Annotated in this window: 22 protein-coding genes; 15 read left to right on the top strand and 7 right to left on the bottom strand. The window is 45.7% G+C overall.

The window, feature by feature from the left end; genetic code table 11:
• Positions 1–46: 46 nt before the first annotated feature.
• From ACFI6J_RS09650 to ACFI6J_RS09665, 4 genes are all read right to left on the bottom strand, one after another.
• Entirely contained in the window at positions 47–265 is a 219-nt protein-coding gene (locus ACFI6J_RS09650) for a hypothetical protein (RefSeq protein ID WP_049588807.1), read from the bottom strand.
• 215 nt (positions 266–480) lie between these two features.
• Positions 481–615, bottom strand: a complete 135-nt coding sequence (locus ACFI6J_RS09655) for a hypothetical protein (RefSeq protein WP_348671073.1) — start codon at positions 613–615, stop codon at positions 481–483.
• A 52-nt stretch (positions 616–667) separates the two neighbouring features.
• Positions 668–1,597, bottom strand: coding sequence for an allantoinase PuuE (puuE, locus tag ACFI6J_RS09660; protein ID WP_075176335.1), 930 nt, complete (start codon positions 1,595–1,597; stop codon positions 668–670).
• A gap of 1 nt (position 1,598) precedes the next feature.
• Positions 1,599–2,243, bottom strand: coding sequence for a TetR/AcrR family transcriptional regulator (locus tag ACFI6J_RS09665; RefSeq protein ID WP_014949073.1), 645 nt, complete (start codon positions 2,241–2,243; stop codon positions 1,599–1,601).
• 408 nt (positions 2,244–2,651) lie between these two features.
• On the opposite strand from ACFI6J_RS09665, the gene xdhA reads away from it, so the two are divergent.
• Genes xdhA through ACFI6J_RS09700 form a run of 7 tightly spaced genes read left to right on the top strand, consistent with a single transcriptional unit; the run spans position 2,652 to position 10,836 of the window.
• Complete coding sequence (gene xdhA, locus ACFI6J_RS09670) at positions 2,652–4,097, top strand: xanthine dehydrogenase small subunit (RefSeq protein WP_348671074.1); 1,446 nt, start codon at positions 2,652–2,654, stop codon at positions 4,095–4,097.
• On the top strand, positions 4,090–6,456 hold the full coding sequence (xdhB, locus tag ACFI6J_RS09675; protein WP_348671075.1) for a xanthine dehydrogenase molybdopterin binding subunit: 2,367 nt from the start codon (positions 4,090–4,092) through the stop codon (positions 6,454–6,456). Before xdhA ends, xdhB begins: the two co-directional genes overlap by 8 nt.
• On the top strand, positions 6,453–7,352 hold the full coding sequence (gene xdhC, locus ACFI6J_RS09680; RefSeq protein ID WP_348671076.1) for a xanthine dehydrogenase accessory protein XdhC: 900 nt from the start codon (positions 6,453–6,455) through the stop codon (positions 7,350–7,352). Before xdhB ends, xdhC begins: the two co-directional genes overlap by 4 nt.
• Positions 7,342–7,845 (top strand): 2-oxo-4-hydroxy-4-carboxy-5-ureidoimidazoline decarboxylase, encoded by a 504-nt coding sequence (gene uraD, locus ACFI6J_RS09685; RefSeq protein ID WP_462555413.1) that lies wholly within the window; start codon positions 7,342–7,344, stop codon positions 7,843–7,845. Before xdhC ends, uraD begins: the two co-directional genes overlap by 11 nt.
• 59 nt (positions 7,846–7,904) lie before the next feature.
• Positions 7,905–8,231, top strand: coding sequence for a hydroxyisourate hydrolase (gene uraH / locus ACFI6J_RS09690; protein ID WP_014976192.1), 327 nt, complete (start codon positions 7,905–7,907; stop codon positions 8,229–8,231).
• A 5-nt stretch (positions 8,232–8,236) separates the two neighbouring features.
• Positions 8,237–9,529: a guanine deaminase gene (gene guaD, locus ACFI6J_RS09695; RefSeq protein ID WP_049588801.1), complete on the top strand. Its 1,293-nt coding sequence runs from the start codon at positions 8,237–8,239 to the stop codon at positions 9,527–9,529.
• 47 nt (positions 9,530–9,576) lie between these two features.
• Positions 9,577–10,836 carry a urate hydroxylase PuuD gene (locus tag ACFI6J_RS09700; protein WP_348671129.1) on the top strand — a complete coding sequence of 420 codons (1,260 nt, stop codon included), beginning with the start codon at positions 9,577–9,579 and terminating at the stop codon, positions 10,834–10,836.
• Positions 10,837–10,879: 43 nt separating this feature from the next.
• Here the strand turns inward: ACFI6J_RS09700 and ACFI6J_RS09705 are convergent, their stop codons facing one another.
• Positions 10,880–12,157 (bottom strand): diguanylate cyclase, encoded by a 1,278-nt coding sequence (locus tag ACFI6J_RS09705; RefSeq protein WP_039225683.1) that lies wholly within the window; start codon positions 12,155–12,157, stop codon positions 10,880–10,882.
• 293 nt (positions 12,158–12,450) lie between these two features.
• Between ACFI6J_RS09705 and ACFI6J_RS09710 the strand changes: the two genes are divergently transcribed.
• Positions 12,451–12,726 (top strand): putative quinol monooxygenase, encoded by a 276-nt coding sequence (locus ACFI6J_RS09710; protein WP_014949064.1) that lies wholly within the window; start codon positions 12,451–12,453, stop codon positions 12,724–12,726.
• Positions 12,727–12,775: 49 nt separating this feature from the next.
• On the opposite strand, the gene ACFI6J_RS09715 is transcribed toward ACFI6J_RS09710, so the two are convergent.
• On the bottom strand, positions 12,776–13,135 hold the full coding sequence (locus ACFI6J_RS09715; protein WP_014949063.1) for a winged helix-turn-helix transcriptional regulator: 360 nt from the start codon (positions 13,133–13,135) through the stop codon (positions 12,776–12,778).
• Positions 13,136–13,431: 296 nt separating this feature from the next.
• Between ACFI6J_RS09715 and ACFI6J_RS09720 the strand changes: the two genes are divergently transcribed.
• The 3 genes from ACFI6J_RS09720 to ACFI6J_RS09730 are packed head-to-tail and all read left to right on the top strand — an operon-like array spanning position 13,432 to position 16,974.
• The gene (locus tag ACFI6J_RS09720; RefSeq protein WP_014976187.1) at positions 13,432–13,923 is read left to right on the top strand and encodes a (2Fe-2S)-binding protein; all 492 of its coding nucleotides are present in this window, start codon (positions 13,432–13,434) and stop codon (positions 13,921–13,923) included.
• Complete coding sequence (locus ACFI6J_RS09725) at positions 13,920–16,217, top strand: molybdopterin cofactor-binding domain-containing protein (RefSeq protein WP_348670778.1); 2,298 nt, start codon at positions 13,920–13,922, stop codon at positions 16,215–16,217. The genes ACFI6J_RS09720 and ACFI6J_RS09725 overlap by 4 nt, the downstream gene beginning before the upstream one ends.
• Positions 16,218–16,224: 7 nt before the next feature.
• Entirely contained in the window at positions 16,225–16,974 is a 750-nt protein-coding gene (locus tag ACFI6J_RS09730; RefSeq protein WP_348670777.1) for a hypothetical protein, read from the top strand.
• Positions 16,975–17,062: 88 nt separating this feature from the next.
• Here the strand turns inward: ACFI6J_RS09730 and ACFI6J_RS09735 are convergent, their stop codons facing one another.
• Entirely contained in the window at positions 17,063–17,557 is a 495-nt protein-coding gene (locus tag ACFI6J_RS09735) for an acyloxyacyl hydrolase (protein WP_101564083.1), read from the bottom strand.
• Between the two features lie 287 nt (positions 17,558–17,844).
• On the opposite strand from ACFI6J_RS09735, the gene ACFI6J_RS09740 reads away from it, so the two are divergent.
• The 4 genes from ACFI6J_RS09740 to ACFI6J_RS09755 all read left to right on the top strand — a co-directional run bounded on the left by ACFI6J_RS09740 (position 17,845) and on the right by ACFI6J_RS09755 (position 24,885).
• Positions 17,845–18,495: an NAD(P)H-dependent oxidoreductase gene (locus ACFI6J_RS09740; protein ID WP_283626440.1), complete on the top strand. Its 651-nt coding sequence runs from the start codon at positions 17,845–17,847 to the stop codon at positions 18,493–18,495.
• 1 nt (position 18,496) lies between these two features.
• The gene (locus ACFI6J_RS09745) at positions 18,497–20,422 is read left to right on the top strand and encodes a monovalent cation:proton antiporter-2 (CPA2) family protein (RefSeq protein ID WP_101564079.1); all 1,926 of its coding nucleotides are present in this window, start codon (positions 18,497–18,499) and stop codon (positions 20,420–20,422) included.
• 278 nt (positions 20,423–20,700) lie between these two features.
• Positions 20,701–21,834 (top strand): efflux RND transporter periplasmic adaptor subunit, encoded by a 1,134-nt coding sequence (locus ACFI6J_RS09750; protein ID WP_039225671.1) that lies wholly within the window; start codon positions 20,701–20,703, stop codon positions 21,832–21,834.
• A gap of 3 nt (positions 21,835–21,837) precedes the next feature.
• Positions 21,838–24,885 carry an efflux RND transporter permease subunit gene (locus ACFI6J_RS09755; protein ID WP_061485508.1) on the top strand — a complete coding sequence of 1,016 codons (3,048 nt, stop codon included), beginning with the start codon at positions 21,838–21,840 and terminating at the stop codon, positions 24,883–24,885.
• The last annotated feature ends 20 nt before the right edge of the window (positions 24,886–24,905 follow it).

Below are 24,905 nucleotides of genomic sequence, written 5' to 3' on the forward strand. Positions count from 1 at the left end.
AATGCCACCTTTCTTATTAAACTAAGCAAGTGAAAAAGATATACGTTTACTTCAATCCATCGTAAGTGAAGGTAACGGCTTTATCACCCATAAATACGATTTTAACGTGCTTACTGTCTTCATTGCCCCATGTACATGCCATGGTACCCATTGTTTTTCCGCAGTTGTCAGCTGACCCTAGAATTGCTTCAACTTCGTCCTGAGACATACCCATATTAGGGGCTGTTAACCTTTTCTGTGCATTTTTGCAGCGTCTGTATGTCATCTAGACAAGGAGGATGTTTGAAGGTCTAGTGGGCCTAAATCGAAAACATTCAACGCAGTATAGATGACATACAGGCGCTGCCCGGAGGGGTCGTCATGGAAGCCTTTTACTCTTTGTCACAGCCCTTTAACTTAGCCCACTAGGCCTGCAGGACTGTTTCGCGATTAAAAGGCTTCCATTTAGACCAAAACTGCACAGAAAAGGATAACAGCCCCTTAGTTATCGTAGTTTTCTTTAGTCAGCTTTGAGCATGCTGTCAGCACTAGCGCCCCAAGGGCAATAATGGCTAGTTTTGTTTTCATGGTTTTGTCCTTTATTAAGTGAAGGCGGTAGTGATCAATCTGTTTCACTCTCGTCTCTTCACTTTACTGTACTTCAAATATAGTAGGCGTACTGTAAACGCTACGTACGCGGCTTGTCACCACCATCTTTAGGATGAAGCTCCAACCAGTGACGGGCAATTTGCTCTCGTGTCGCTAGCCATACTTTATCATGAGACTTAACGTACTCGATAAAGCGCTTAAGTGCGGCGAGTCGAGCAGGCCTGCCTATAATACGATTGTGAAGGCCGATAGATAGCATCTTAGGCGCTTCTTCTCCTTCTTCATACAACACGTCAAACGCATCTTTTAAGTAGGTGAAAAACTGTTCCCCACTGTTGAAGCCCTGAGGCGTGGCAAAGCGCATATCATTGGTGTCTAATGTGTACGGCACCATCAATAACGGCTTGCTGTAATGGCAGTCGTAGTAAGGTAAGTCGTCAGCATATGAATCGGCGCAATATAAGATATCGTCGCGCTCTGCAATCAACTTCAGCGTATTCGGACTCGTTCTTCCTGTATACCAACCTACAGGTTTACTGCCCGTTAACTGCTCATGAAGAATAATCGCCTCATCAATTTGTTTACGCTCTTGCTCTTCGTCCATGTCTTGATAATGCACCCAGCGCATGGCGTGGCTGGCGATTTCCCAACCTGAATCCATCATGGCTTTTACGGCGTCAGGGTGTCGTTGCATAGCCATAGTGACGCCAAACACAGTAACGGGAATGTCGTATTTATTAAGCAAACGGTGTAAACGCCAAAACCCTGCACGACTGCCGTATTCGTAAATAGACTCCATGCTGAGGTGGCGATCTTTATACGCTTGTGCGCCGATAATTTCCGATAGGAATATTTCTGACGCCTCGTCACCATGAAGCACGCAATTTTCGCCACCTTCCTCGTAATTTAATACGAACTGAATCGCGATTTTTGCGTCGCCCGGCCACTTTGCGTGAGGTACATGTTGACCGTAACCAACCAGATCACGCGGGTAAACAGACTCTGTCATGCTACACCTCGAAGTTTTCTGGCACAGATAACCCACAGCCACCGAGCACGAGTTTTACCACTTGTTTTGTAGCGTCTTCAAAATCTGATTTTGTCATCTTTTTACCGCGTAGACGGGTTATTTGCGCAGAGAAGTCAGCATAGTGCTGGGTACTCGCCCAGATTGTGTAAAGCAAGTATTCACCTTCAACAGGTGGCAGTTTGCCGGCCTTTACCCATGCATCAATAACCGCAAGTCGCCCTTTCATCCAAAGCGCATGCTCTTCATCAAAGTAGCCACTTAAGTTTTGTGCACCATTGATAATTTCCATCGCAAAGATCTTAGAGGCCATTGGATGCGTTCGCGACACTTCCATTTTCTCGGCGATATAATTGGCGAGTACCTCGGCAGGATCATCTTCTACTGTGGCTTTATCAAAACGTGAGTTCCACAGCGAAAGGGTTTCTTCTAGTACCGCTACGTAGAGCTCTTGTTTTGTTTTGAAATAATACAAAACGTTGGTTTTAGGAAGTCCTGCTTCATCAGCAATTTTTTGTACTGCTGTACCTTTGAAGCCAAACTGTGCAAAACATTTTTCAGCGGCTTGGAGTATTTTTCTTCTGTTCATAGCGCCAACGCCAGCGTCAGCACTTTTTACCTTCATCATTATTATTAAAATTCCTTTGCAATCTACTTTGCAAGCGCACGGGCAGTATAAATGCTGCATGCCTTTTCGATAGGTTAGCATTTATTGCCGACGAGTTGCTATGCTCTTATAGATCATACATACCCTATGCAGGGAGTGTTAACCATACTAAAACACGAATTACGCGAATAGTTCAAAACCTTGCACGAATCTTGCCTTATTCTTTATTAACAAATCGACGTAGTGCTTAGCAAAAGAAAAATAGAAAGGTATCACTTCTTTTTTTCCAATCAAATTTGCGCAAAATCATGGCCTTTTAGAACTCGGCCTTTTTTTATAAGCAATAAATTGACCAAATGGTCTACTTTTATTGAAAAAATACAGCTATATTAATGAATACAAGAATGAATATAACAAGAAGGTGTGAGTATGATTCGCTTTCTAGTAAATAACGATGTCGTTGAATTAAATGAAGCGCGGGCCGACCTCACCCTTCTACAATTTATTCGCGAACATCGCAAAAAAACAGGCACAAAAGAAGGCTGTGCAGCAGGAGACTGCGGTGCATGTACCGTAGTACTTGTGGAACCAGCCTCTTCAAATAGCGCTGCAGAACTTAATTATCGAACAGTGAATAGCTGCATCACGCTAGTGAGTGCAGTTCATGGGAAGCAGCTTTTATTTGTTGAGCATTTAAACGATGGTAAACACTTACATCCTGTACAGCAGGCATTAGTTGATCACCATGGTTCTCAGTGTGGCTTTTGCACGCCTGGGTTTATTATGTCGATGTTTGCCCTATATCACAGCAATACAAAACCAAATCGCGACGATGTGCTGCACGCTTTGTCAGGCAACTTATGTCGCTGCACAGGCTACCGCCCTATTATCGATGCTACGATGGAGGTGTGCGAACAAACACCTGTTGATCAATTCACTGCACGCCAAGCTGCCACCCTTTCTACATTACTGTCATTATCTGGTGAGAAACCCACTGGTACGGGCAATATCCATACGCCAACGTCTCGCGAAGAACTGAAGACTCTGATTCAAGCGCATCCAGCTGCACAGCTAGTCGCTGGCAGCACGGATTTAAGCCTTCAGTTCACGCAACAGCTAAAAGATGTAGAAACGCTTATCAGTGTGACGCATATTGATGCACTAAAACAATGCACCAAAAGCGAGCATTCTCTTATTCTTGGTGCAGCTGTACCGCTAAATGATGCGGCACCTTTATTACTAAATGCATTTCCGCAAGTGGCTGAGCTTGTTACCCGATTTGCCTCGTTGCCTATCCGCAATCAGGCTACCATTGGCGGTAACGTGGCTAACGCTTCCCCTATTGGTGATATGCCACCGTTACTACTCGCGTTGAATGCCATACTGCATTTAGATAACGGCGAGAGCGTTCGTATGATCCCAATTAGCACATTCTTCACAGGCTATCGCGAGACCATGCTGGCGAAAGATGAATGGATAAGTGCAATAGAAATACCATTGAAACAGCCCAATCAAGCATTAGCTGCATATAAGATATCGAAACGATTTGAAGATGATATTTCTGCAGTATGCGCCGTATTTAATGTCACACTCAACAACGGCAAGGTAGAAGCCATTAGCAGTGGCTTTGGTGGTGTAGCAGCAGTTCCGTCAACCTGCAATGCGTTAGAAAACGTTTTGAAAGGTAAGCAGTTCGCTAGCAACGAATGTTTAACGTTGGGCAAACAAGTCTTATTCGATGCATTTTCACCTATCGATGATGTGCGCGCTACAGCCCAATACCGTAAAACTGTTTTAGCTAACCTGTGGCATCGCTTCTGGTTAGAGAACCAAACAGCAAACCAAATTGAAACACGGGTGGTGCAGCATGCGTAAGTTAATTGATGCCCCTAATCCACTGCAACAAAACGACAAGCAAAGTGTCGTTCATGTATCTAAAAAACACGAGAGCGCAACACGCCAAGTACAAGGCAGCGCAAACTATGTTGACGATGTTATTGAACCTCAAGGCACTCTTTATGCTGCAGTTGGTGTAAGCCAATGCGCAAAAGGTACGATTAACTCGATAAATCTTGACTCTGTTCGCCAAAGTGAAGGCGTTGTAGATGTGGTTACGATTGACGACGTGCCTGGCCATAAAGATATTGGACCTGTGTTCGAAGGCGATCCGTTACTTGCTAATGGCGAAATCAAATTCTTCGGTCAGCCTGTATTTGCAGTGCTTGCCACTTCGGTAAACCTTGCCCGACAAGCTGCGCTAAAAGGGAAAGTAGAGGTGAGTGAAGCCAAACCTATACTTAGTGCCGAAGCTGCCCACCAGCAGCAAACGTTTGTGCGTCCCCTACATCGGTTTGGCCAACATACTGACCGCGTTGAAAGTACATTTGAAAAAGCGATCCACCAAGCACATGGCACGCTCAGTATTGGTGGACAGGAACATATGTACTTAGAAGGACAAGTGAGCCTTGCGATCCCTGATGAAGAAGATCGCATGAAAATCTATACGTCTAGTCAACATCCCAGTGAGGTACAAAAACTCGTTGCCGAAGTGCTAGATGTAAAATTGCACCGTGTAATGGTAGACATGCGACGTATGGGCGGCGGCTTTGGCGGAAAAGAAACGCAAGCCGCGCAATGGGCCTGTATAGCGGCTTTACTGGCATCGCGCAATCAATGTGCGGTTAAGCTTCGCTTACCACGCTTCACCGATATGCATGTTACTGGCAAACGTCACCCGTTCGAAAACGAGTTCGACGTGGCCTTTGACGAGACAGGTAAAATTGAAGCCACCCGCATGACAATCAATGGTATTTGTGGGCACTCGCCTGATTTATCTGACGCCATTGTCGATAGAGCCATGTTCCATGCGGACAACGGTTATTTCTTAGGTGATAGCGACATTGTTGGCCACAGATTGCAAACCAATATGGTATCGCACACCGCTTATCGAGGTTTTGGCGGACCGCAAGGTATGATTATGGCTGAAGCCATGATTGATAAAATTGCCCGTGCTATTGGCAGCGACCCCCTATCGGTAAGAAAACGTAATTTATACGGCCCCACGACAGGTAGTTTTACCCCCTACGGAATGAAGGTAGAACATAACCTTCTGCCCGATATGATTGCCGAGCTAGAAGAAACCGCTCAGTATTGGCAGCGCCGTGAAGCTATTGCAGCGTTTAACCGCGAAAGCCCGGTGATTAAGAAAGGTTTAGCGCTAACGCCTGTTAAGTTTGGCATTTCATTTACCGCGAAGCATTTAAACCAAGCTGGCGCTTTAGTGCACATTTATACTGATGGTAGTATTCAGGTGAACCATGGTGGTACTGAAATGGGCCAAGGGCTTCACACCAAAATAGGCCAAATTGCAGCCAATGAATTTGGACTAGATTTGGATATGATTGAAGTCACTGCAACACGCACTGACAAAGTACCTAACACTTCGCCAACAGCAGCTTCAAGCGGCACTGACTTAAACGGAAAAGCCGTACAAAATGCATGTATTACGCTAAAAGCCCGTTTGGCCGAGTGCTTTGCCAAAAGCTTAGGTCTAGAGGACCGCGCTGGCGACGTGCTATTCATTAATGAGCACGTGGTATTGGATGAACACAAAATTACCTTTACCGAGCTTGTGCAGCAAGCGTATTTTGCTCGTGTATCTTTGTCTTCAAGCGGTTTCTACAAAACCCCAAAATTACAGTATAACCGCGACACCGGTGAAGGCCGTCCGTTTTTCTATTTTGCCTATGGCGTCTCAATGAGCGAAGTCTCTGTCGATACACTTACCGGTGAATATACGGTAGATAAAGTTAACGTACTCCACGATGTTGGCAACAGTCTTAACCCTGCCATTGATATTGGCCAAATAGAAGGCGCGTTTATTCAAGGTATGGGGTGGCTTACCACAGAAGACCTTAAATGGAATGAAGCGGGTAAGCTGATAAGTGAAAATATGGCGACCTATAAAATTCCAGCTATTGGCGATACGCCAAAAGAGTTTAATGTGAAGCTGTTTGGTAGAAAGAACGCTGAAGACAGCATTTACCACTCAAAAGCGGTTGGCGAGCCACCATTTATGCTGGCTATTTCAGTGTGGTGCGCCCTTAAAGACGCCATATCTAGCCTATCTGGCTACACAGTTGATCCGCAGCTAGATACACCAGCCACACCAGAACGGGTGTTAAATGCAGTAAGTGCTATGCAGCAGTCGTCCAGTCGAGGCGGTGTCTTATGACACTCACGGCAGCAAAGTCATCTCGCGCGCCCCAATCATTTCGTGCAACAAACTGGTATGAGGGAATAGCCGAATGCCAAGCGCGTAATGAAGGCTATGTGCTTGTGACTGTGGTTGGCACTGCAGGCTCTACGCCGCGTGAACCCGGTAGTAAAATGGTGGTTACCGCTTCACAAAGCATCGATACCATTGGCGGCGGGCACCTTGAGTTTGATGCCATTGCCCGCGCACGAGAGTACCTTGCAAAAGGCGAAGCATGCACTGAACTTCACAGCTACCCGCTAAGCAGTTCTTTAGGGCAGTGCTGTGGCGGAGCGGTAAAGGTACTGTTTGACGTGTGCAATGTTCACCAGCAGCACATTGCCATTTTTGGCGCTGGTCATGTTGCAAAAGCATTGGTGCCTATTTTGGCCCAATTGCCTGTGCGCATTTCGTGGATAGACAGTCGCGAGGATTTGTTTCCATCGACACTGCCTGCCAACGTGCAAAAAGTGGTGGAAGAGGCGCCAGAGAGCGAGGTTAGACACCTTGATGAGAACAGTTGGCTAATTATACTCACCCACGATCATCAACTGGACTATCGTATTACTGAGCAGGCGTTAAAGCTGCCTTCCCTGCCCTTTGTTGGGTTAATTGGTTCAGATACAAAGGCGAAGCGTTTTATTACGAAGCTGACTCAGCGCGGATTTAACGACAATGCGCTGGCTAGACTAGTTACCCCTATTGGCAATCGAGATATTCCAGGCAAGCAACCTATTGAAGTTGCCGTTTCTATATCTGCGCAAATTATCGAACGTCTTCATGAAAAAGAAGTAACGGCGGGCAACAGTAGCAAAGACAGTGAGAAACCCGCTACAGCGTTTCACAAAGAAAAGGACACCACCAGTGACACTTAAAGAATTAAATACGCTAAGCGCTGAAGAGGCGTCTTCTTGGTTTGAGCAATGCTGCGCGGCGAAAACCTGGGTTTATCAAATGGTAAAAGCGCGCCCCTACAGCGACAAGAATGCACTTGTTAATCAAGCGAAGAGCGCGTGGGCCAAGTGCAGTGATGACGACTACTTTGAAGCTTTTACGGCACACCCCATGATTGGTGACGTTGATTCGTTGCGCAAAAAGTTTGCAAATACTAAAGCCATTGCTGCGGGCGAGCAGTCGGGTACAGCCAGCGCGTCCGAGGCCGTTTTACACCAGTTAAAAGAAGCCAATCACGCCTATTTAGACAAGCATGGGTTTATCTTTATTATTTGTGCCACCGGTCTTTCTGCGCAGACTATGTTAGAAGCATTACAAGCTAGGCTACCCAATACCACACAGCAAGAGATTACCAATGCTGCTGCAGAGCAAATAAAGATAACCCTATTGCGTATTAACAAAGCGCTGGATTAACCCCCCGTATTTTTAAAAATATGGTCAATACGCATTGAATAGTTTTTAAGGAAAACAGTATGAATACGCTTTCTAGCCACGTACTCGACACTACATTAGGTAAGCCAGCACAAGGCATTGCCCTTACACTTACACTACCTGACGGTAGCACCCTTTCGGGTGAAACGGATAATGACGGGCGTTTTAACAACTGGGGCGTTGAAGACGGTTTTGCCGCAGGCGTTTATACCCTGCGCTTTCACTGCAAGCCTTACCTTGTAGAAACGCATGGCAAAAGTTTCTACCCACACATTGATATTACATTTGAACTTGATGAGAATGGCGGTCATTATCATGTGCCACTTCTAATCTCTCCATTCGGTTTCAGCAGCTACAGGGGCAGCTAACAAACATGCAGCTTTTTCGTGCAAGCATTGCGCACTTTCCTAACCAAACTACACAGTTCGATAATGACATCGCTATATTCAAAGACGGTGGTTTGTTAGTAGACAATAAAGAAATAAAAGACATTGGCACATTTGAAGAGATAGCAAAGCGCTACCCGGCTGCCACTGTGACAGATTTTTCAGGCAAGTGGATTTTGCCAGGTTTAATAGACAGCCACCTGCATTATCCGCAAACACAGAGCATAGCTCATTATGGCGAGCAGCTGTTGAGCTGGCTTGAAAACTATACGTTTCCCACAGAAATGCAGTTTGCTGACAGTGAACACGCTAAAACCATTGCTAATGTATTTTTACGCCAATTGCTAAAGAACGGTACTACCACAGGTTTTGTTTTTACTACGGTTCATAAAAGCAGTAGCCACGCATTATTTAGTGCAGCAAGCGAAATTGATATGGCAATTGTGGCCGGTAAAGTATGTATGGACAGGAATTGCCCTAGTGCGCTTAATGACTGCGCCGACACAGCACAAGCTGACAGTGCAGAATTAATCGAAGCTTGGCATAACAAGGGCCGCAACCGCTATGCGCTAACGCCCCGTTTTGCGCCAACCAGTACTGAAGCGCAGCTTGCTGCATTAGGGGAACTTGCCAAGCAGTATCCCGACGTTTTCATTCAAACACACTTGTCTGAGAACTTAGACGAGATTGCATGGGTGAAGAGCTTATTCCCTAAAGCGGACGGCTATTTAGATGTATATGACACCTACAGCCTTGTGCGTGAACGTGCGGTGTTTGGCCATGGCATTCACCTTACGCCTAACGAATGGGCACGCTTAGGCGAAAGCGGCGCTACGGTGGCCTTCTGTCCGACATCTAACCTGTTTTTAGGAAGTGGCCTTTTTGATATGACCGCAGCGCGTGCTAACAAGGTCCATGTGGCCATGGCCACCGATGTGGGTGCAGGCACTACGTTTAACATGTTTAAAACCTACGGCGATGCATACAAGGTTAGTCAATTGCGCAGCGAGCCCATCAGCCCGTTAGAAGGCTTCTATCTTATGACCCAAGGCGCGGCCGTAGCTCATGCGCTTGATCATGAAATAGGCAACTTAAACCCAGGCACCACCGCTGACTTTATCGTTGTTGAGCCTAGGTTTGACGAATTGACACAATTGAGAATAAAAGAAGACGCGGACTTTGACGATGTGTTTTTTGCCTTGAGTATTTTAGGTGATGACCGCGCTATCGACCAAACGTGGATAAGCGGCACCTGCCGCTATAAAAAAGAACATCATTAATAACAGGCTGCTGTAGGGCCTTTTGGCCCTAAATAAGGAGAACAATAATGCCGTGGCTAGATTGGATAAGTTTATTTGTACGTTGGTTCCACGTTGTAGCGGGTGTAGCGTGGATTGGCGCGTCGTTTTACTTCATTTGGTTGGATAACAATCTACGCACGCCACCTAAATGGAAACAGGACAAAGGTATCAAAGGCGACTTATGGGCTATTCACGGTGGCGGCTTTTATGAGGTCGCAAAATACGCCTATGGCCCAGAGAAAATGCCAGAAACACTGCACTGGTTTAAGTGGGAAGCCTATACCACGTGGTTATCGGGTTTCGCACTACTCATAATTGTTTATTACTTTGGTGCTAGCGCTTATCTTATCGACCCATCGGTAAACGCCATGTCACCGACCACGGCAATATCTTTAGGTTTAGGGTTAATCTTTGGCGGACTAGCCTTATACGAATTTGCGTGTCGCAGCCCATTGGCAAAATATCCACTTGCCTTCGGTATTGGATTAGTCGCGCTTGTTTGTATTGTCAGCTACCTGTCTACCCAGTGGTTTAGCGGTCGCGGTGCCTATATTCACGTTGGTGCGCTTATTGGCACTATCATGGCAGGGAATGTCTTTTTCAACATCATGCCGAACCAGCGCAAAATGGTAGCAGCTGTAGCCGATAAGAAAGATATTGATCCTACTTGGGGTGCGAGCGCTAAATTGCGTTCGGTACACAATAACTACTTTACGCTGCCTCTGCTGTTTATCATGATTTCAAATCATTACCCCATGACGTATCAACACCCGCAAAATTGGCTGGTACTCATTGCGATAATGGCCGCTGCCGCTTGGATACGTCATTTCTTTAACTTGCGTCATGTAGGCACTACTAAACCTGGTATTTTAGTGTCTGGCGCAGTCGCCATGCTAGCAATCGCCCTATGGGTGTCATGGCCACAGTCGCCATCACATACATCGAATGAAGGACATGAAGATGTGACCCTTATCGATGAAGTAGGTAAAAAAGTAACGGCTAACAATGCAGTCGCCCAAGCGAGTTCTGAAGTAAGCAATGAGCGAGTAGTAAGCTTAATTACAACCCATTGTGTGGGTTGCCACTCGCGCACGCCAACCGACGATATCTTTAAAGTCGCGCCTTTAGGCGTAGTATTAGATACATGGGAAGATATTGAAAGGTTTGCGCCACAAGTGGTTCGAAGAACCACTGTGACCAAAGACATGCCATTTTTAAACAAGACAAAAATGACAGACGAAGAGCGTCAGGAAATAGCGCGCTGGTTCGCTCAAAGACAAAAATAGAATGGCGAAAGCGATGTAGATATCGAGTCTCAGGAATAGCTGTCTACATCGCTTTATCAATCGCGGTTAAAACTTGCTGATAACGCTTTTTTCCGTACATTACCTCATCGGCCTTATCTAGCCACTCCTGCACGGTTTCAATCCCTTCGCTCCACTCAACCCAGCCAACACTGAAGCCAATTGGTACTACTTTATTGCCATCTACATTAACTTCAAAGTCGCTTTGGGCAACCCTATTGAAAAAAGCTTCCGTTTCCTTTTCACCCGTGCCATAGAGCAGGATCACAAATTCATCTCCGCCAATACGACCGAATCTATCACTATCACGCAGCAAACCACTCATTCTTTCAGAGAACTCAACAAGCGCCTTGTCTCCTACCTTGTGACCGTATTTATCGTTAATTTCTTTGAATTTGTTTAAGTCTATATAAACAAGCGTTGACGTTTGTTGGCCACGATCCATACGAGAAATTTCGTCACTTAACTGGCTAAATATCTCTCTCCTATTGGCAAGTCCAGTGAGCGAGTCGGTTTTCGACAGGTGCTCTAATTTAGTGACGGCGCTCATCAGAGCTTGTTGCTGCGTTTTCTCTCTTGTTATATCGTCGGCCGTACCTAAAATAAGCGACTGCATTTCACGGTCGTCAAATATCAAGCTTCCGCGATCGTGAAGGTACTTCACTTCGCCTTTCGAGTCGTATATACGATATTGAATATCCCAATTCTGCAAAGGGCGTTGACTGAACAGTTTTAACACCCGTGCTTTATCATCTTCATGTACATGATCAATAAAGCTCATAGGGTTACAGTAAAGTTCGTACTCGTTGCGACCGAATATGTTTGAATAGCCATCGTTAACGTATTGCAGTTTAGACAAGTCTGGCGTCGCCACCCATATAAACGTTCTATCAGAAAATGCGCTAACAATTTTGCTAAACAAGGCATCAACTTGAAAGAGCTCAGACTGGATGCGCTTTTTCTCGTCGATATCTTCCACAATAGAAATAAAATAGTCTGGGTTGCCGCGCTGATCTCTTACTAAAGACACTGTTAACTTCGCCCAAACTTGCTCGCCATCGCGCCTTACATATCGCTTTTCAATCGCATAGTCATCGATATCACCTGCCATCAGCCGCTCTAAGTAACTTAGATCTTCATCAAGATAATCTGGCGCAGTTAATTCTTGAAAGGTTAACGTCGTTAGTTCTTCATCAGAATATCCTAAAAAATCACACAGTCGCTTATTTACACGTATAAAGCTTCCATCCACGCTTACGTGAGCGAGCCCAACAGGACAAAAGTGAAAAGTTTTTTCAAACATAGGGCATCGCCCCGTTCGGTAATTGCATTCCGTCGCCTCAAGAGGTGGCACTCAAAGGATAATGAGCACCCTTTTATACTTTAGTATAAATCATTATAGATTAACTTTTTTCATTCGCTAAAAAATGCATCTAAGAAAAAGGCTTAGATAGCGTCTAACTGCGACATAGCGGTAAAAGGCATTTGATGGTGGAGATTGCTTTTCACCTGAAAAAAGTTGCTAGTCAGCTTTAAACGCTAACCATTACTCCGTTAGTTGCCTATGTTAGCGTTTTTTCTCAATAGGACAGTAAAATGATCGAGTTTTCAGTCGTAATCTATTCTCAACCAAACCAACAAGATGCACTTTTAGACGCATTGTTACCCTTGGTTAAATCAAGCCGAGAAGAAGTCGGCGCAGTGATGTATGACCTACATGCAAGTGAAGAGGGTGTGTTTGTTATTACGGAGAAATGGCAATCTCAGGATGCCCTTGATGCTCATGAAGCTACTGAACACTTTGTTGGTTTCCAAGAAAAAGCCGGAGAGCTTGTTGAAAAAGTACTTCGATTACCGCTAGTGTCGGTCTAGCTCTTTATAAAGCAAATGCGGTGAGATAAATGCTCACCGCTAGCGGTATTTAATCATTCGTGTGGTTTTCAGACCAGACTCTTAGCTGTTCAAGAATATCTAGCGCTGAGCGCCCAAACTCGGTGAGACTATAAGCAACCGCTATTGGACGAGAGTCGATAACGTTGCGGATCACCATACCGTTGTTTTCCAGCTCTTTAAGGCGCTGATCGACCATCTTCCGGCTGGCGCCGCCAAGCATTCTACACAGGTCGTTAAATCTAACAGGCTCATCTTTGAGATGATAAATAATAGAACCCGTCCACTTTCCACCAATTAGGCGCATTCCACGCTCTATAGCACAAGGCTCTGTACAAGTATTTAGAACGGTTTTTCTACCCTTAGCGTCTGTTTTTATTTCACTTTCCATCTATTTTCCTAAAAAAGCCACCTAGTTACTAAAAGTATACTAATTGTTTGTTTGAACAAGGTAACTAAAATAGACCACATAAGCAAGTTTGGCCTCTAGTATACCTTTAGTTAATTAGTCTAACTCCAATTCGAAAGGTTCATTCGGGCGTCTATGGAGTGAGCAGTTATTAAAGGGAGAGCCAACGCGGCCAGATTTTAATAATACCAATTAAAACAGGCAAAACAGACCGTTCAAACCAAGTACAGCGCCTTGGCGAGAGCATATTAAACATTAACTTCACGGTGACACAAACCATGATTGAATTTACGTTAAATGGAAAAAGAGTGCAGACAGATGCTGCATCAGATACGCCTCTCGTTTGGGTAATACGCGATGAATTTGGACTAAAAGGTACCAAGTTTGGGTGCGGTGTAGCGATGTGTGGCGCATGCACGGTACATATTGATGGTAACGCTATTCGCTCTTGCTCCTATCCCGTTTCGTTAGCTAAAGATAAGAACGTAAACACTATTGAAAGCTTCAACAACGCGCATCCGCTGCAATCTGCTTGGGTAGAAGAGCAGGTTCCTCAGTGTGGCTATTGCCAGTCTGGCCAAATCATGCAAGCAGCGACATTGCTAGATAGAAATCCAAACCCGAGCGACCAAGATATTGTTAATCACATGAGCACCAATTATTGCCGCTGTATGGCTTACGCGCGCATAAAGAAGGCGATTAAGCGCGCTGCAACGTCTTCTGTTCAATACTTTGATCCAACCGCTTCATCAGAAGGGGAAAACGCATGAGCATGAAAAATATCTCTCAAGAAAAGAAAGACATGATCAACTTATCTCGCCGGTCTTTTATGGTGGGATCAGTGAAAACGTCTTTATTCATGGCATTTGGTGCTGCCGCTATTCCATCCCTGCTGTCGGCGAAAGAAAGTATTGAAGCCAAACAGTTTTCTCCAAATATTTGGTTTGAAATGGATACAGATGGCAACGTTACCGTCAACATAGCCAAAGCGGAAATGGGTCAGCATATCGGCACGCCAATCGCTAGAATCTTGGCTGATGAGCTTGAGTGCGACTGGGAGAAAGTGTCTATAGTTCACGTTGATACAGACCCGAAATGGGGCTACATGGTAACAGGCGGCTCTTGGTCAATTTTCCATACTTACAAGCCAATGTCTCAGGCGGGCGCCGCTGGCCGCATGGTGTTAATTGATGCAGGTGCGAAGCTACTTGGCGTGCCTGCCGATAGTTGTAAGGCAGAAAAAGGCTTTGTTATCTCAGGTAACAAAAAAATTAGCTACGGCGATATCGTAGCGAATGGCAAAGTAGACAAAACATTCAGTGCAGATGAGCTTGCTGAATTGCCAATTAAACCGGGTAAAAAACGCCACCTTATCGGTGTTAACGCAGACTACAAAGCACTCGACATTCCGCCTAAAACTAACGGTACTGCGGTATACGGCATTGATGTGGAAGTGGAAAACATGCTTTACGCACGCCCCATTCTGCCTCCGACTCGTTATGGCAGTGCAGTAACGAATGTGGACGACAGTAAAGCTAAGAGCTTACCGGGATACAAAGGTTATAAAGTGCTTACCGATCCGAGCGGTACCATTGAAGGTTGGGTTACTGTATTGGCTACAGACTACCCCACAGCGATTAAAGCCGTTGATATGGTGAAAGTCAGCTATAACGCCGGTAAAACCGCTAATGTTTCTGAAGCTGATATACAAAAAGAAGGCGAAAGAATTGTACGTGATCGCAAGGAAGGCACCGTTTTTGTAGATGAAGGAAATATAGAGCTGGCGCAATCAAAAGCGGCACAAACTATTGAGGCTTTATACACCACCGCAACAGCCAATCATTTCCAGCTAGAACCACTTAACGCTATTGCTGAATTTAAAGGTGGTAAATGGCATATTCATACGGGTAACCAGTGGCAGAGCCTAACACTCCCTACTGTAGCTAAGGCCGCAGAAGTGCCAGAAAGTGATGTGATCCTTCACCAATATTATCTTGGCGGTGGTTTTGGTCGACGCCTTTATGGAGATTGGATTGTTCCAGCTTTGCTTACAGCTAAAGCTGCTGGCCAGCCAGTCAAATTGGTGTTCATGCGCCCGGATGATACATTATTTGATCAACCCCGCTCTGCATCTACCTCGCTGTTTAATGCGTCGTTTGATGAAAATAATCAGTTTTTAGGCATGGAGCATGCGCTTGCGGCAGGCTGGCCAACACTAAAAATGGCACCAGGATTTCTAGCACCAGGAGTAAGCGGCGAAGGAAAAGTCGATATGTTCTCGGCATCTGGCGCCGACCATTGGTACACCATGTCTCACCATCGCGCCCGTGCGGTTAACAATAAGGTAGCACAAGATACATTTACGCCAGGTTGGCTGCGTTCGGTAGGTCAAGGTTGGATTGTATGGGGCTTAGAATCATTTATTGACGAAGTGGCAATGAAAGCGAACAAAGACCCCGTCGACTTCAGACTTGCCATGTTAGACGGAAAAGGAAAACAAGGGGGCAAAGCGCCAGAAAGTGTCGGCGGTGCCACTCGACTTGCCAATACGCTTGAGATTCTTAAGAAAAAGACGGCGAATGTTAAACTTGGTGCTGATGAAGGCATTGGCTATAGCGTAAGTGCAGGTCAAGAACGTACTATGCCAGCTTGGCTCGCGACTGCAGCCCATGTTCACGTTAATAAGCGCACAGGAAAGATAACGGTTAAGAAGTTATGGGTTGTGTCTGATGCTGGTATTGTTATTCATCCAGATGGCGCGATGGCACAGCTTGAAGGTTCACTGCTGTGGGGATTGAGCTTGGCACTGTTTGAACATAACGAAGTGAAAAACGGTCAGGTTTCAAAAACAAACTTACATACCTACCTTCCTCTACGTATGAACGATGTCCCAGAGATGGATATTGAACTCGTTGAAAGTGAGGAATTTCCAGTAGGACTGGGTGAACCAGGCGTTATTGGTGTCGCGCCGGCTATCGGCAATGCCGTGTACCAAGCCATTGGTGTACGGCTACGTCATTTGCCCATGCTTGCTCAACACGTTACCGCAGCACTAAAAGTATGAGGGCAGTATGATGAAAATGATATCTGCTTTAGGAGTAAGCGCCCTATTCGCACTTATGCTCATCGGGTGTAGCTTACATGAAAATGACGATAGCAATCATGAAAGTTTAACTGCTAACGCTTCACAAGTGGCTAACTCAACACCTGCTTTTGAAGCTTATCAGCAAGATCCTAACCCAACGACTGCGTTCAACTACTTGTTCGATGTGGCAACACATCCACGGTGTGTGAATTGTCACGGTGTTATTGAGGACGGTGCTCACCGTCCAACGGTGGGCGACAACAAAACTCCTCATCCGATGAACATTACCTCTTTGAACAACTTAAAAATGGCTGTTCAAGACGGAAAGTTTGTTCAGGTTGGCGAGACGCACCCCGTAAACTGCCGTGGGTGTCACCAAGATGAAAATGCGCGTGAACCCGGCAGGCCGCCTGGCGCAGCAAACGACCTTATGCCAGGTTTCGTGTGGCACATGCCGCCTCCTACCATGATAATTGGCAGCGACATGACCCCCTCAAAATTATGCAACAATTGGTTAAACCCGCGTTTGAACTCTTTTCTTGCTCAACGTGGGGGTAGAGATGACATGAAAACGTTCAAAAAAGAATTTGAACACCATGTCAGTGATGATCCATTAGTGAGATGGGCATGGAACCCCGGCCCAGGCAGAACACCTGCTCCTGGGACACATGCACAGTTTGCTAAGGCAATGTCGGTTTGGATTAACGGCGGCGCACCTTGCCCGACAGAAAGTTAAGTTAAAAAAGTCTTTGCCAAAAATGAACAGCCCGCGTTTTAAGCGGGCTGTTTAACGAACGAACTAGGCACAACTTGTTTAGGCGAGATTAGAAATGGTAGTGAGCACTTAATACAAACGATTCTGAACCAGGGTTAGTGTCCCCTAGCCCGCCGTTAGAAATGTGGCCAATTTCAGCTTCTAGCGAAAATGATTCAGAAAAATTGTAGAGTCCGGAAAGTGATGAATAGAATTCAATGGTGTCGCCTAAATTTTCAGATTCATCAACAATGCCCGCGTGAAAGGCAACGCGTACTGAAAAGTCATTGTATTTGTAGACGTCTTTTGCCAAACCCGCTGCGAAGTAATGTTGGCCTTGGTCCGCATTAACCAGAAGTACGGTAGGTCGTAAACCGTAAAACGAGTCCAGCGGTTTATGGATGTAGGCGACGTGCAATGCGTAACGGTCTGCGTCATCAAACAAGTTCCATACCGCAGCCCCAGCTTTAAGCTCACTTCCTTGCGGCAGGGCTTGAGTAGAAAGAGAAACAAGGGGAGAAAGTAAAGATAATGCAAGTGCGAGTGTTTTTACTGGTGTTTTCATGTTTATACTGTTCTAAGCAAAAGTTAAAAATAGTGTTCCGTCGACGCTTCTATTCGAAGCTGTTTTTATACGTGAGTGCATAATGGTAATCAGGTTACTTTTTTCAACCTAATAAATATTAGTAACCTTATAACTTTGAGGAAAAACACATTCTTATTTGCTCTAAACGTACAGATTGAATTAATGAATAACCTAGGGTCTTTTGACCTTTGCCGTGTTTTGCACATCAACAATCAACGGCTCCTTATCGCTCAACGAGAGCTGGCTGTAGCACTGAGTAGAAATGTATGACTGACGAGAACATCATTGAAAGCAATGTAGAGAGCACTAAGAAAAGTAAGAAAGTACTGGTTCTCTTTGCCCATCCCGCGCAAACCCGTTCAGAAGTAAATGTGCCGCTTTTTCACGAAGCAAAAATGAATAAACACGTTACTGCTGTTGACTTGTATGCGGAATATCCAGATTTCAATATTGATATTGAGCGGGAACAGCAGCGTTTAGTTGACCACGATGTCATTATTTTTCTGTTTCCACTTTACTGGTATTCCACACCTTCAATCTTAAAAGAATGGCAAGATTTAGTGTTGGAATATGGTTTTGCCTATGGGCATGAAGGCACTGCACTTAAAGATAAATTATTTCTTTGCGCATTAAGTGCAGGCGGTAAGGAAGAAGCCTATCAAACTGATGGCTTTAATCATTACACCATCAGGCAACTGCTCCAGCCTTTAGAGCAAATGGCTCAGATCACGCACATGACCTACATTGCTCCTTTTGCGATCTTTGGCTCTCGTACTGCGCAAGAAGAGCATCGCGTTGCTGAACATAGAGGTAAGTGGACAACCTTGCTAAACAAATTGACCACTAACACCCTGAATTTAGAAAAAGCAAAGCACATCGAGAATCTCGCAGACCTTTGTACACCTCAAGGAGATTAATGTGACTGGCTATTTTCTATATGCATTTATCTATCTGGTCGCGGCCGTAATTGCAGTGCCCATTGCGAAGCGTCTTGGATTAGGGTCTGTACTAGGCTATTTAATAGCAGGGCTAGTGATTGGCCCCATATTTGGCCTTGTTGGTGACGAAACTGTCGCAATTCAGCATTTTGCTGAATTTGGTGTAGTCATGATGCTGTTTTTAGTTGGGCTAGAGCTAGAGCCTCGTTCGCTTTGGGCGATGAAGTCAAAACTAATGGGATTGGGCGGACTTCAGTTAGCGTTAACCACCGCCCTTATCACAGGCGTAGCCATATTGCTTGATCAGCCTTTTAGCATTGCCCTTACAATAGGCCTTATATTCGCCCTTTCTTCAACTGCCATTGTTTTACAAACGTTGCAGGAAAAAGGGCTGCAAAAAACGGAAGGAGGCAAAAGCGCTTTTTCTGTGTTGCTGTTTCAGGATATCGCGGTTATTCCCATGCTTGCGCTTATCCCTCTTCTTGCCATACCCGAACTGGTCGAAGCAGGAAATGCACATGGCGGCGATACAGGATCACACGATAGCTTTAATTTAGTTGAAGGGCTTGCCCCTTGGGCTTCAGGTCTCGTGATCATTAGCTCAATTGCCTTTTTAACCATCGGAGGACACTACTTAAGTCGCCCCTTATTTAAGTTTGTTGCTGCGTCGGGTTTACGGGAAATTTTTACCGCCACTGCGCTCATGCTCATTATAGGAATTGCAGCACTAATGGGACTTGTAGGTCTCTCTCCCGCCCTTGGTGCATTCTTGGCTGGTGTAGTTTTGGCAAACAGTGAATTCAGGCATGAACTTGAAGCTAATATCGAGCCGTTTAAAGGCTTATTGTTAGGCCTCTTTTTTATTACGGTAGGCGCTGGCATTAACTTCTCTGTACTTAGTGAGAGCCCAATGCTAATAGCAGGGCTAACCGTAGCAGTTATGCTTGTGAAAGCCATTGTGCTGTTTATCATCGCCTTAATTTTTAAAATAAAAGGCACTAACAAATGGCTGTTCACACTAAGCCTTGCTCAGGCGGGTGAATTTGGCTTTGTGCTATTAAGTTTTGCCTCGCAAAACTATGTGCTTCCTAGCGACATTATTTCTGTTCTCTCGCTTGTTGTTGCCATTTCAATGTTCCTAACGCCAGGACTTTTTATTCTTTTCGACAAGGCCATCATTCCTCGCTACAAAAATGCGAAATCACAGCGAGCTGAAGATGAAATTGACGAGAAAGGCACCGTCGTTATTGCTGGAATTGGGCGCTTTGGACAAATCATTAACCGTCTTTTAGTGGCCAACGATGTAAATACCGTTGTGCTTGATATTCGCTCTGAGCAAATAGACCTTATCAGACGGATTGGCACCAAAGCCTATTTTGGCGATGCATCCAAACCAGACATTTTGCATACTGCTGGCGCCCATGAAGCATCGTTACTAGTTATTGCTATAGATGATAAAGAAACCGCTGCCGAAATGGTGAAATACGCCAAGCACGCATTTCCTAACATTAAAGTGCTTGCGCGTGCCTTTGACCGCGGTCATGGGTATCGCTTGCGCCAGTTGGGCGCAGATTTTGTGGTATCAGAAACATACCACAGCGCTCTTGAAATGGGCGCAGAGGCACTTCGCTCACTCAATATTCACCCTTTCCAAGTTGAACGGCAAAAAATGGCGTATAAAAATATTGAGGCTCAGCAAAACGATGTGCTGTATCACGCGTGGGCGGATGAGGCCAGCGGAGAACGAGTAGACAATAATTATCTGAAACTCTTTATTGAACTTGAGTCGCTAATCGAAAATGCGCTAAAAGCAGATTTACACGACAAGCATTCGAAAATGCGTGGCTGGACGCCACCACCGAAAGGCTATGCTGAAAACCTCGCGCCCGATGAAAACCCTGATTAGGGTGAATTGTGAGCTAGCCGGCGGTATTTCGAGAGGGTAATTGTCTGATAGTGACCGGACACTTACGAATATTTATGGGCGGTAGCATACTATCGCCTTGTAAAAATAAACAAAAAGCTGATCGAAAAGGGAAAAAAGCGCTATAACCTGTATGTATATCAAACTTGTCGTATATTGGCTTTTTATCTTTCACGTTCAAAAGTTAACACGCGCCTTGTACAAGATAACCCATTGCCTTAGTGGGAATAAAAAGTGGTCTATTTAAATGGAGAGTTACCATGTTGTCTGAAAAAAGTCTCTTTCACAGCTTAGCCCTGCGCACTGTGATGGTATTTACTGCACTCGCTGGATTAAGTGCGTGTGAGGAAGCCCCCACGCCACCCAAGGCAGTCTCATCAACACCGGTAACGCTTTATAAAGTGCAGCACTCAGACGAAACCATCGCTAAATTCCCGGGGCAAGTGGAAGCGGCTGAGTATTCAAACCTTTCGTTTCGCATTGGCGGCAAACTCCAAGAACTCAAAGTAAAAGCGGGCGAGGAAGTTAAAGAGAACCAGCTTATCGCTAGACTTGATGATAGAGACGCGAAAGCACAGTTAGCCACTGCCCAGTCTCAGTTTGACGTGTCATCGGCTATGTTTGAACGCATGGAGGCTTCCGTTGAAAAAGGCGCGGTAAGCCGCTCTACTTTTGATGAAGCGAAAGCCAATTTCTTAGCCGCTAAAGCCAGTCTGACCAACGCACAGGACCAGCTAAGCTATACGGAGCTTCGCGCACCGTTTGCGGGGCTTATAGCGTCTGTTCCTGTTGAAAATTACCAAGTCATTGTACCGCAGCAAACCATTGCCGAGCTTCATATGCCGGGTGCAATCGACGTTACGTTTCAATTGCCAGAGCAAAAAATGCGTATGATTGATCGCTCACGAGCCCGTGAAAATCGTACATCTGAAATGGCATGGGTGAGCTTTTCAGGTATGCCAGACAAGCGTTACGCGGCCATGTATAAGGATCACGAAAGCACCACGCGACAAGGCGAGCTTAGCTATGAGGTAACAATTACTCTGCCAGAACCAGACGACATCAATGTTCTAGCGGGCATGAGCGCCACCGTATTACTTGATATGTCGAAACTCATTGAGTCTAACGCGAAGCTTTGGCTAGTGCCTTTTGGTGCGGTGGTTACCGACAATGCAGATCCAGACAAAGCGATTGTATGGCGTTTTAAACCCAGTGATAGCGACGCGACGAAGGGCACCGTAGAAGCAGTAGAAGTGATGATTACGCGCGGTATTTCCAACGGTCTGTTAGTTGAAGGCCCGCTAAACGACGATGATAAAATCGTTGCTGCTGGAGCTCATCTTGTAAAAGAAGGCCAAGCTGTTACGGAGTGGACGAAAGAAGGGGGCCTATAAGCCATGGTCGAGTATTTTTTTCGTCAAAAAGTAATTAGCTGGATGGTCGCCATCATCTTGGGTGTTGGCGGCATTGTGACTTTTCTTGGCTTAGGTCAGTTAGAGTTTCCCGAATTCACCATTAGAAATGCTCTGGTTATTACTCAATACCCAGGGGCAACGCCTGAGCAAGTTGAGGAAGAAGTTACGCTGCAGCTTGAAAAGGCGATTCAGCGTATACCCAACGTGAAACGAATCAGCTCAGTAAACATGGTTGGGCTATCGCAAATTACCGTTGAGCTTAAAAGTAGTGTTCAGGCCAAGGACCTAGAGCAATACTGGGACAACTTGCGCCGTAAAGTGGGCGATGCACAAGCATCACTGCCACCTGGCACCAGCACCTCGATTGTGAATGATGATTTTGGTGACGTTTTTGGCCTGCTGCTTACCCTTAAAAGCGAAGACTACTCCCTTAAGCAAATGGAAGACTTTGCAGATTTAATGCAGCGAGAGATTCAGCTTGTTGACGGTGTAAAAAAGGTGTCGATTGCCGGTACCGTTAATGAACAGATTATTGTGTCGTTAGATCACGATAAAATGAAAACCCTTAATGTTTCTGCAGAATCCATTGCTGGCCTTTTAACCGCGCAAAATGTAGTGGGCAACGCGGGTTCGATTAAGGTTCAGGGCAAGCGCCTGTCCATACAGCCCACTGGCGAATTTGATAACCTAGAAGCGTTAGGTCAGGTGGTGATTGGCTCACCGGCAAGCGGCCTTATTCGCTTAACAGATATTGCGACTATTGAGCGCAAGCTTAACGATACCCCTTCAATCCTTTATCACAGTTCTGGCACGCCGGCTCTGTCAATTGGTGTGTCGTTCGCGTCGGCGGTAAATGTAGTTGATGTAGGTAAACGGCTTGATAGCAAAATAGCCGAGCTAGAGCAGCGTATGCCCCTGGGTATGACGCTGGATACCGTTTACAACCAGCCTACAGTGGTCGACGATTCTGTAACTGGCTTTCTTATTAACCTTGTTGAAGCCGTGGCCATCGTTATTTTCGTGCTGCTACTTTTCATGGGCTGGCGCAGTGGCGTTCTGATGGGGCTCATTCTTGTGCTTACCATTCTCGGCACCTTTATATTGATGTCGGTAAAAGGCATTGAGTTGCAAAAAATCTCCTTGGGTGCGCTTATTATTGCTCTTGGCATGTTGGTCGACAACGCCATCGTGGTAACCGAAGGCATGTTGATTGGTGTGAGAAAAGGACAAACCAAGCTTCAGGCGGCAAAAGACGTGGTGTCGCAAAATGGGTTGCCGCTGCTTGGCGCGACTGTGATTGCCATTACCGCTTTTGCGCCAATTGGTCTATCGCCAGATGCCACAGGTGAATTCGTCGGCTCCCTCTTCTGGGTACTGTGCTTTTCGCTTTTCTTAAGTTGGATCACCGCACTTACCATTACCCCCTTCTTTTTCGACTTACTGTTTAAAACTGAAAAAGAGCGCGGTACTAATGACGAAGATGACGACCCATATAAGGGCATTATTTTTACGGTATACAAGCGTGTGCTTACTGCTGCTATCAATCATCGTTACGTGACAATTGTACTGGTACTTATTGCATTAGTAGGCAGCATGGCGTCAGGTAAATTCGTAAAAAATGCATTTTTCCCAGATTCATCCACACCGCTGTTTTTCGTCGATTTGTGGTTGCCTGAAGGTAGCGACATCTTAACCACCGAGCAGTCTATTCGTCGCTTAGAGGACAACGTGTTAGGCATGGAGAATATCGCCAACGTAACAAGCGTTATTGGCGGTGGAGCACAGCGCCTTACCCTCACCTATGCGCCAGAAGACAGATACGCCAGTTATGGTCAGCTTATCGTTGAAACTGATACGGTTGAGTCTCGTGATGCTCGTATGCGAGAAATTATCGAGCTGGTGCGAGAAGACTTCCCTAATGTGCAATACAAGGTAAAAGCACTTCAAGTAGGCCCTTCTGCAAAAGCGGCAATTGAAGCGAGAATCTACGGACCAGAGCCTGAAGTTTTGCGTGAGATAAGCAGCGACATTGAAGCGATATTTCAAGCAGAGAAAACCATGGACAGCGTTCGCTTGTCGTGGAGCAACAAAGTCCCATTTGTTGAACCTGTGTTTCTGGAAGAACAAGCCAGGCGTATCGGCGTAACGCGAGATGCCGTTCACACCGCATTTTTACTGAACAATGAAGGTGAAACTGTGGGCCTTTATCGTGAAGGTAGCGATTTAATACCTATTGTCATGCGCAACGATCCAAACCAGCGCTATGACATAGATAACCTCGCCTCACTTAACGTATGGAGCCAAGAACAAGGTAAATATATAAGTATGGCTGATGTTATCAGCAATGTGGATGTATCGCTTGATAACCCTATCATCAAACGCCGCAACCGGGTGCGGATGCTGGCGGTTTATGCAGAGCCCATGCCTTTATCCGGTGAGACGGCTGCGAGCGTGCAAGCTAAAGTTCGCCCTCTTGTAGAAGAGCTTAAACTGCCTGATGGCTACCACATTGAATGGGGCGGCGAATACGAGACATCAACAGACGCGCAAAGCGCCCTATTTGCAAGTATGCCTATTGGTATATTAGGTATGTTCATTATCACCGTTTTGCTGTTTGGCAAGCTTCGTCAGGCGTTAGCGATATGGGGCGTAATTCCACTCACCACTATCGGCATTATTGGCGGGTTGGTGCTAGTTGGTGCACCCTTTACGTTCATGGCGCTGCTCGGCAGCTTAAGCCTTATTGGTATGGTGCTTAAAAACGGGATCGTATTAATGGAAGAAATAAACGTACAGGCAAAGGGTAACAGTGGCGCATTCGATGCCGTAGTAGCCGCGTCAGTATCTCGTGTACGTCCCGTTTCAATGGCAGCCATCACCACCATACTGGGTATGATCCCGCTGTTTTCTGATGCGTTCTTCGCGTCAATGGCAGTTGTTATTGTATTTGGTCTGACCGTTGCCACCGTACTTACACTGCTTATATTGCCTGTGCTGCACTGTACGTTCCACGGTATAAAGTCTGAGTAAAAAGTCTACAACCCAATTGT

This window comes from Alteromonas sp. G4i13 (assembly GCF_054960505.1).

Bases quoted from the DNA above. Each gene is read 5' to 3' on its own strand.
- ACFI6J_RS09650 (WP_049588807.1), bottom strand. From the start codon at position 265: ATGACATACAGACGCTGCAAAAATGCACAGAAAAGGTTAACAGCCCCT.
- puuE (WP_075176335.1), bottom strand. From the start codon at position 1,597: ATGACAGAGTCTGTTTACCCGCGTGATCTGGTTGGTTACGGTCAACAT.
- ACFI6J_RS09665 (WP_014949073.1), bottom strand. From the start codon at position 2,243: ATGATGAAGGTAAAAAGTGCTGACGCTGGCGTTGGCGCTATGAACAGA.
- xdhA (WP_348671074.1), top strand. From the start codon at position 2,652: ATGATTCGCTTTCTAGTAAATAACGATGTCGTTGAATTAAATGAAGCG.
- xdhB (WP_348671075.1), top strand. From the start codon at position 4,090: ATGCGTAAGTTAATTGATGCCCCTAATCCACTGCAACAAAACGACAAG.
- xdhC (WP_348671076.1), top strand. From the start codon at position 6,453: ATGACACTCACGGCAGCAAAGTCATCTCGCGCGCCCCAATCATTTCGT.
- uraH (WP_014976192.1), top strand. From the start codon at position 7,905: ATGAATACGCTTTCTAGCCACGTACTCGACACTACATTAGGTAAGCCA.
- guaD (WP_049588801.1), top strand. From the start codon at position 8,237: ATGCAGCTTTTTCGTGCAAGCATTGCGCACTTTCCTAACCAAACTACA.
- ACFI6J_RS09700 (WP_348671129.1), top strand. From the start codon at position 9,577: ATGCCGTGGCTAGATTGGATAAGTTTATTTGTACGTTGGTTCCACGTT.
- ACFI6J_RS09705 (WP_039225683.1), bottom strand. From the start codon at position 12,157: ATGTTTGAAAAAACTTTTCACTTTTGTCCTGTTGGGCTCGCTCACGTA.
- ACFI6J_RS09710 (WP_014949064.1), top strand. From the start codon at position 12,451: ATGATCGAGTTTTCAGTCGTAATCTATTCTCAACCAAACCAACAAGAT.
- ACFI6J_RS09715 (WP_014949063.1), bottom strand. From the start codon at position 13,135: ATGGAAAGTGAAATAAAAACAGACGCTAAGGGTAGAAAAACCGTTCTA.
- ACFI6J_RS09720 (WP_014976187.1), top strand. From the start codon at position 13,432: ATGATTGAATTTACGTTAAATGGAAAAAGAGTGCAGACAGATGCTGCA.
- ACFI6J_RS09725 (WP_348670778.1), top strand. From the start codon at position 13,920: ATGAGCATGAAAAATATCTCTCAAGAAAAGAAAGACATGATCAACTTA.
- ACFI6J_RS09730 (WP_348670777.1), top strand. From the start codon at position 16,225: ATGATGAAAATGATATCTGCTTTAGGAGTAAGCGCCCTATTCGCACTT.
- ACFI6J_RS09735 (WP_101564083.1), bottom strand. From the start codon at position 17,557: ATGAAAACACCAGTAAAAACACTCGCACTTGCATTATCTTTACTTTCT.
- ACFI6J_RS09740 (WP_283626440.1), top strand. From the start codon at position 17,845: ATGACTGACGAGAACATCATTGAAAGCAATGTAGAGAGCACTAAGAAA.
- ACFI6J_RS09750 (WP_039225671.1), top strand. From the start codon at position 20,701: ATGTTGTCTGAAAAAAGTCTCTTTCACAGCTTAGCCCTGCGCACTGTG.
- ACFI6J_RS09755 (WP_061485508.1), top strand. From the start codon at position 21,838: ATGGTCGAGTATTTTTTTCGTCAAAAAGTAATTAGCTGGATGGTCGCC.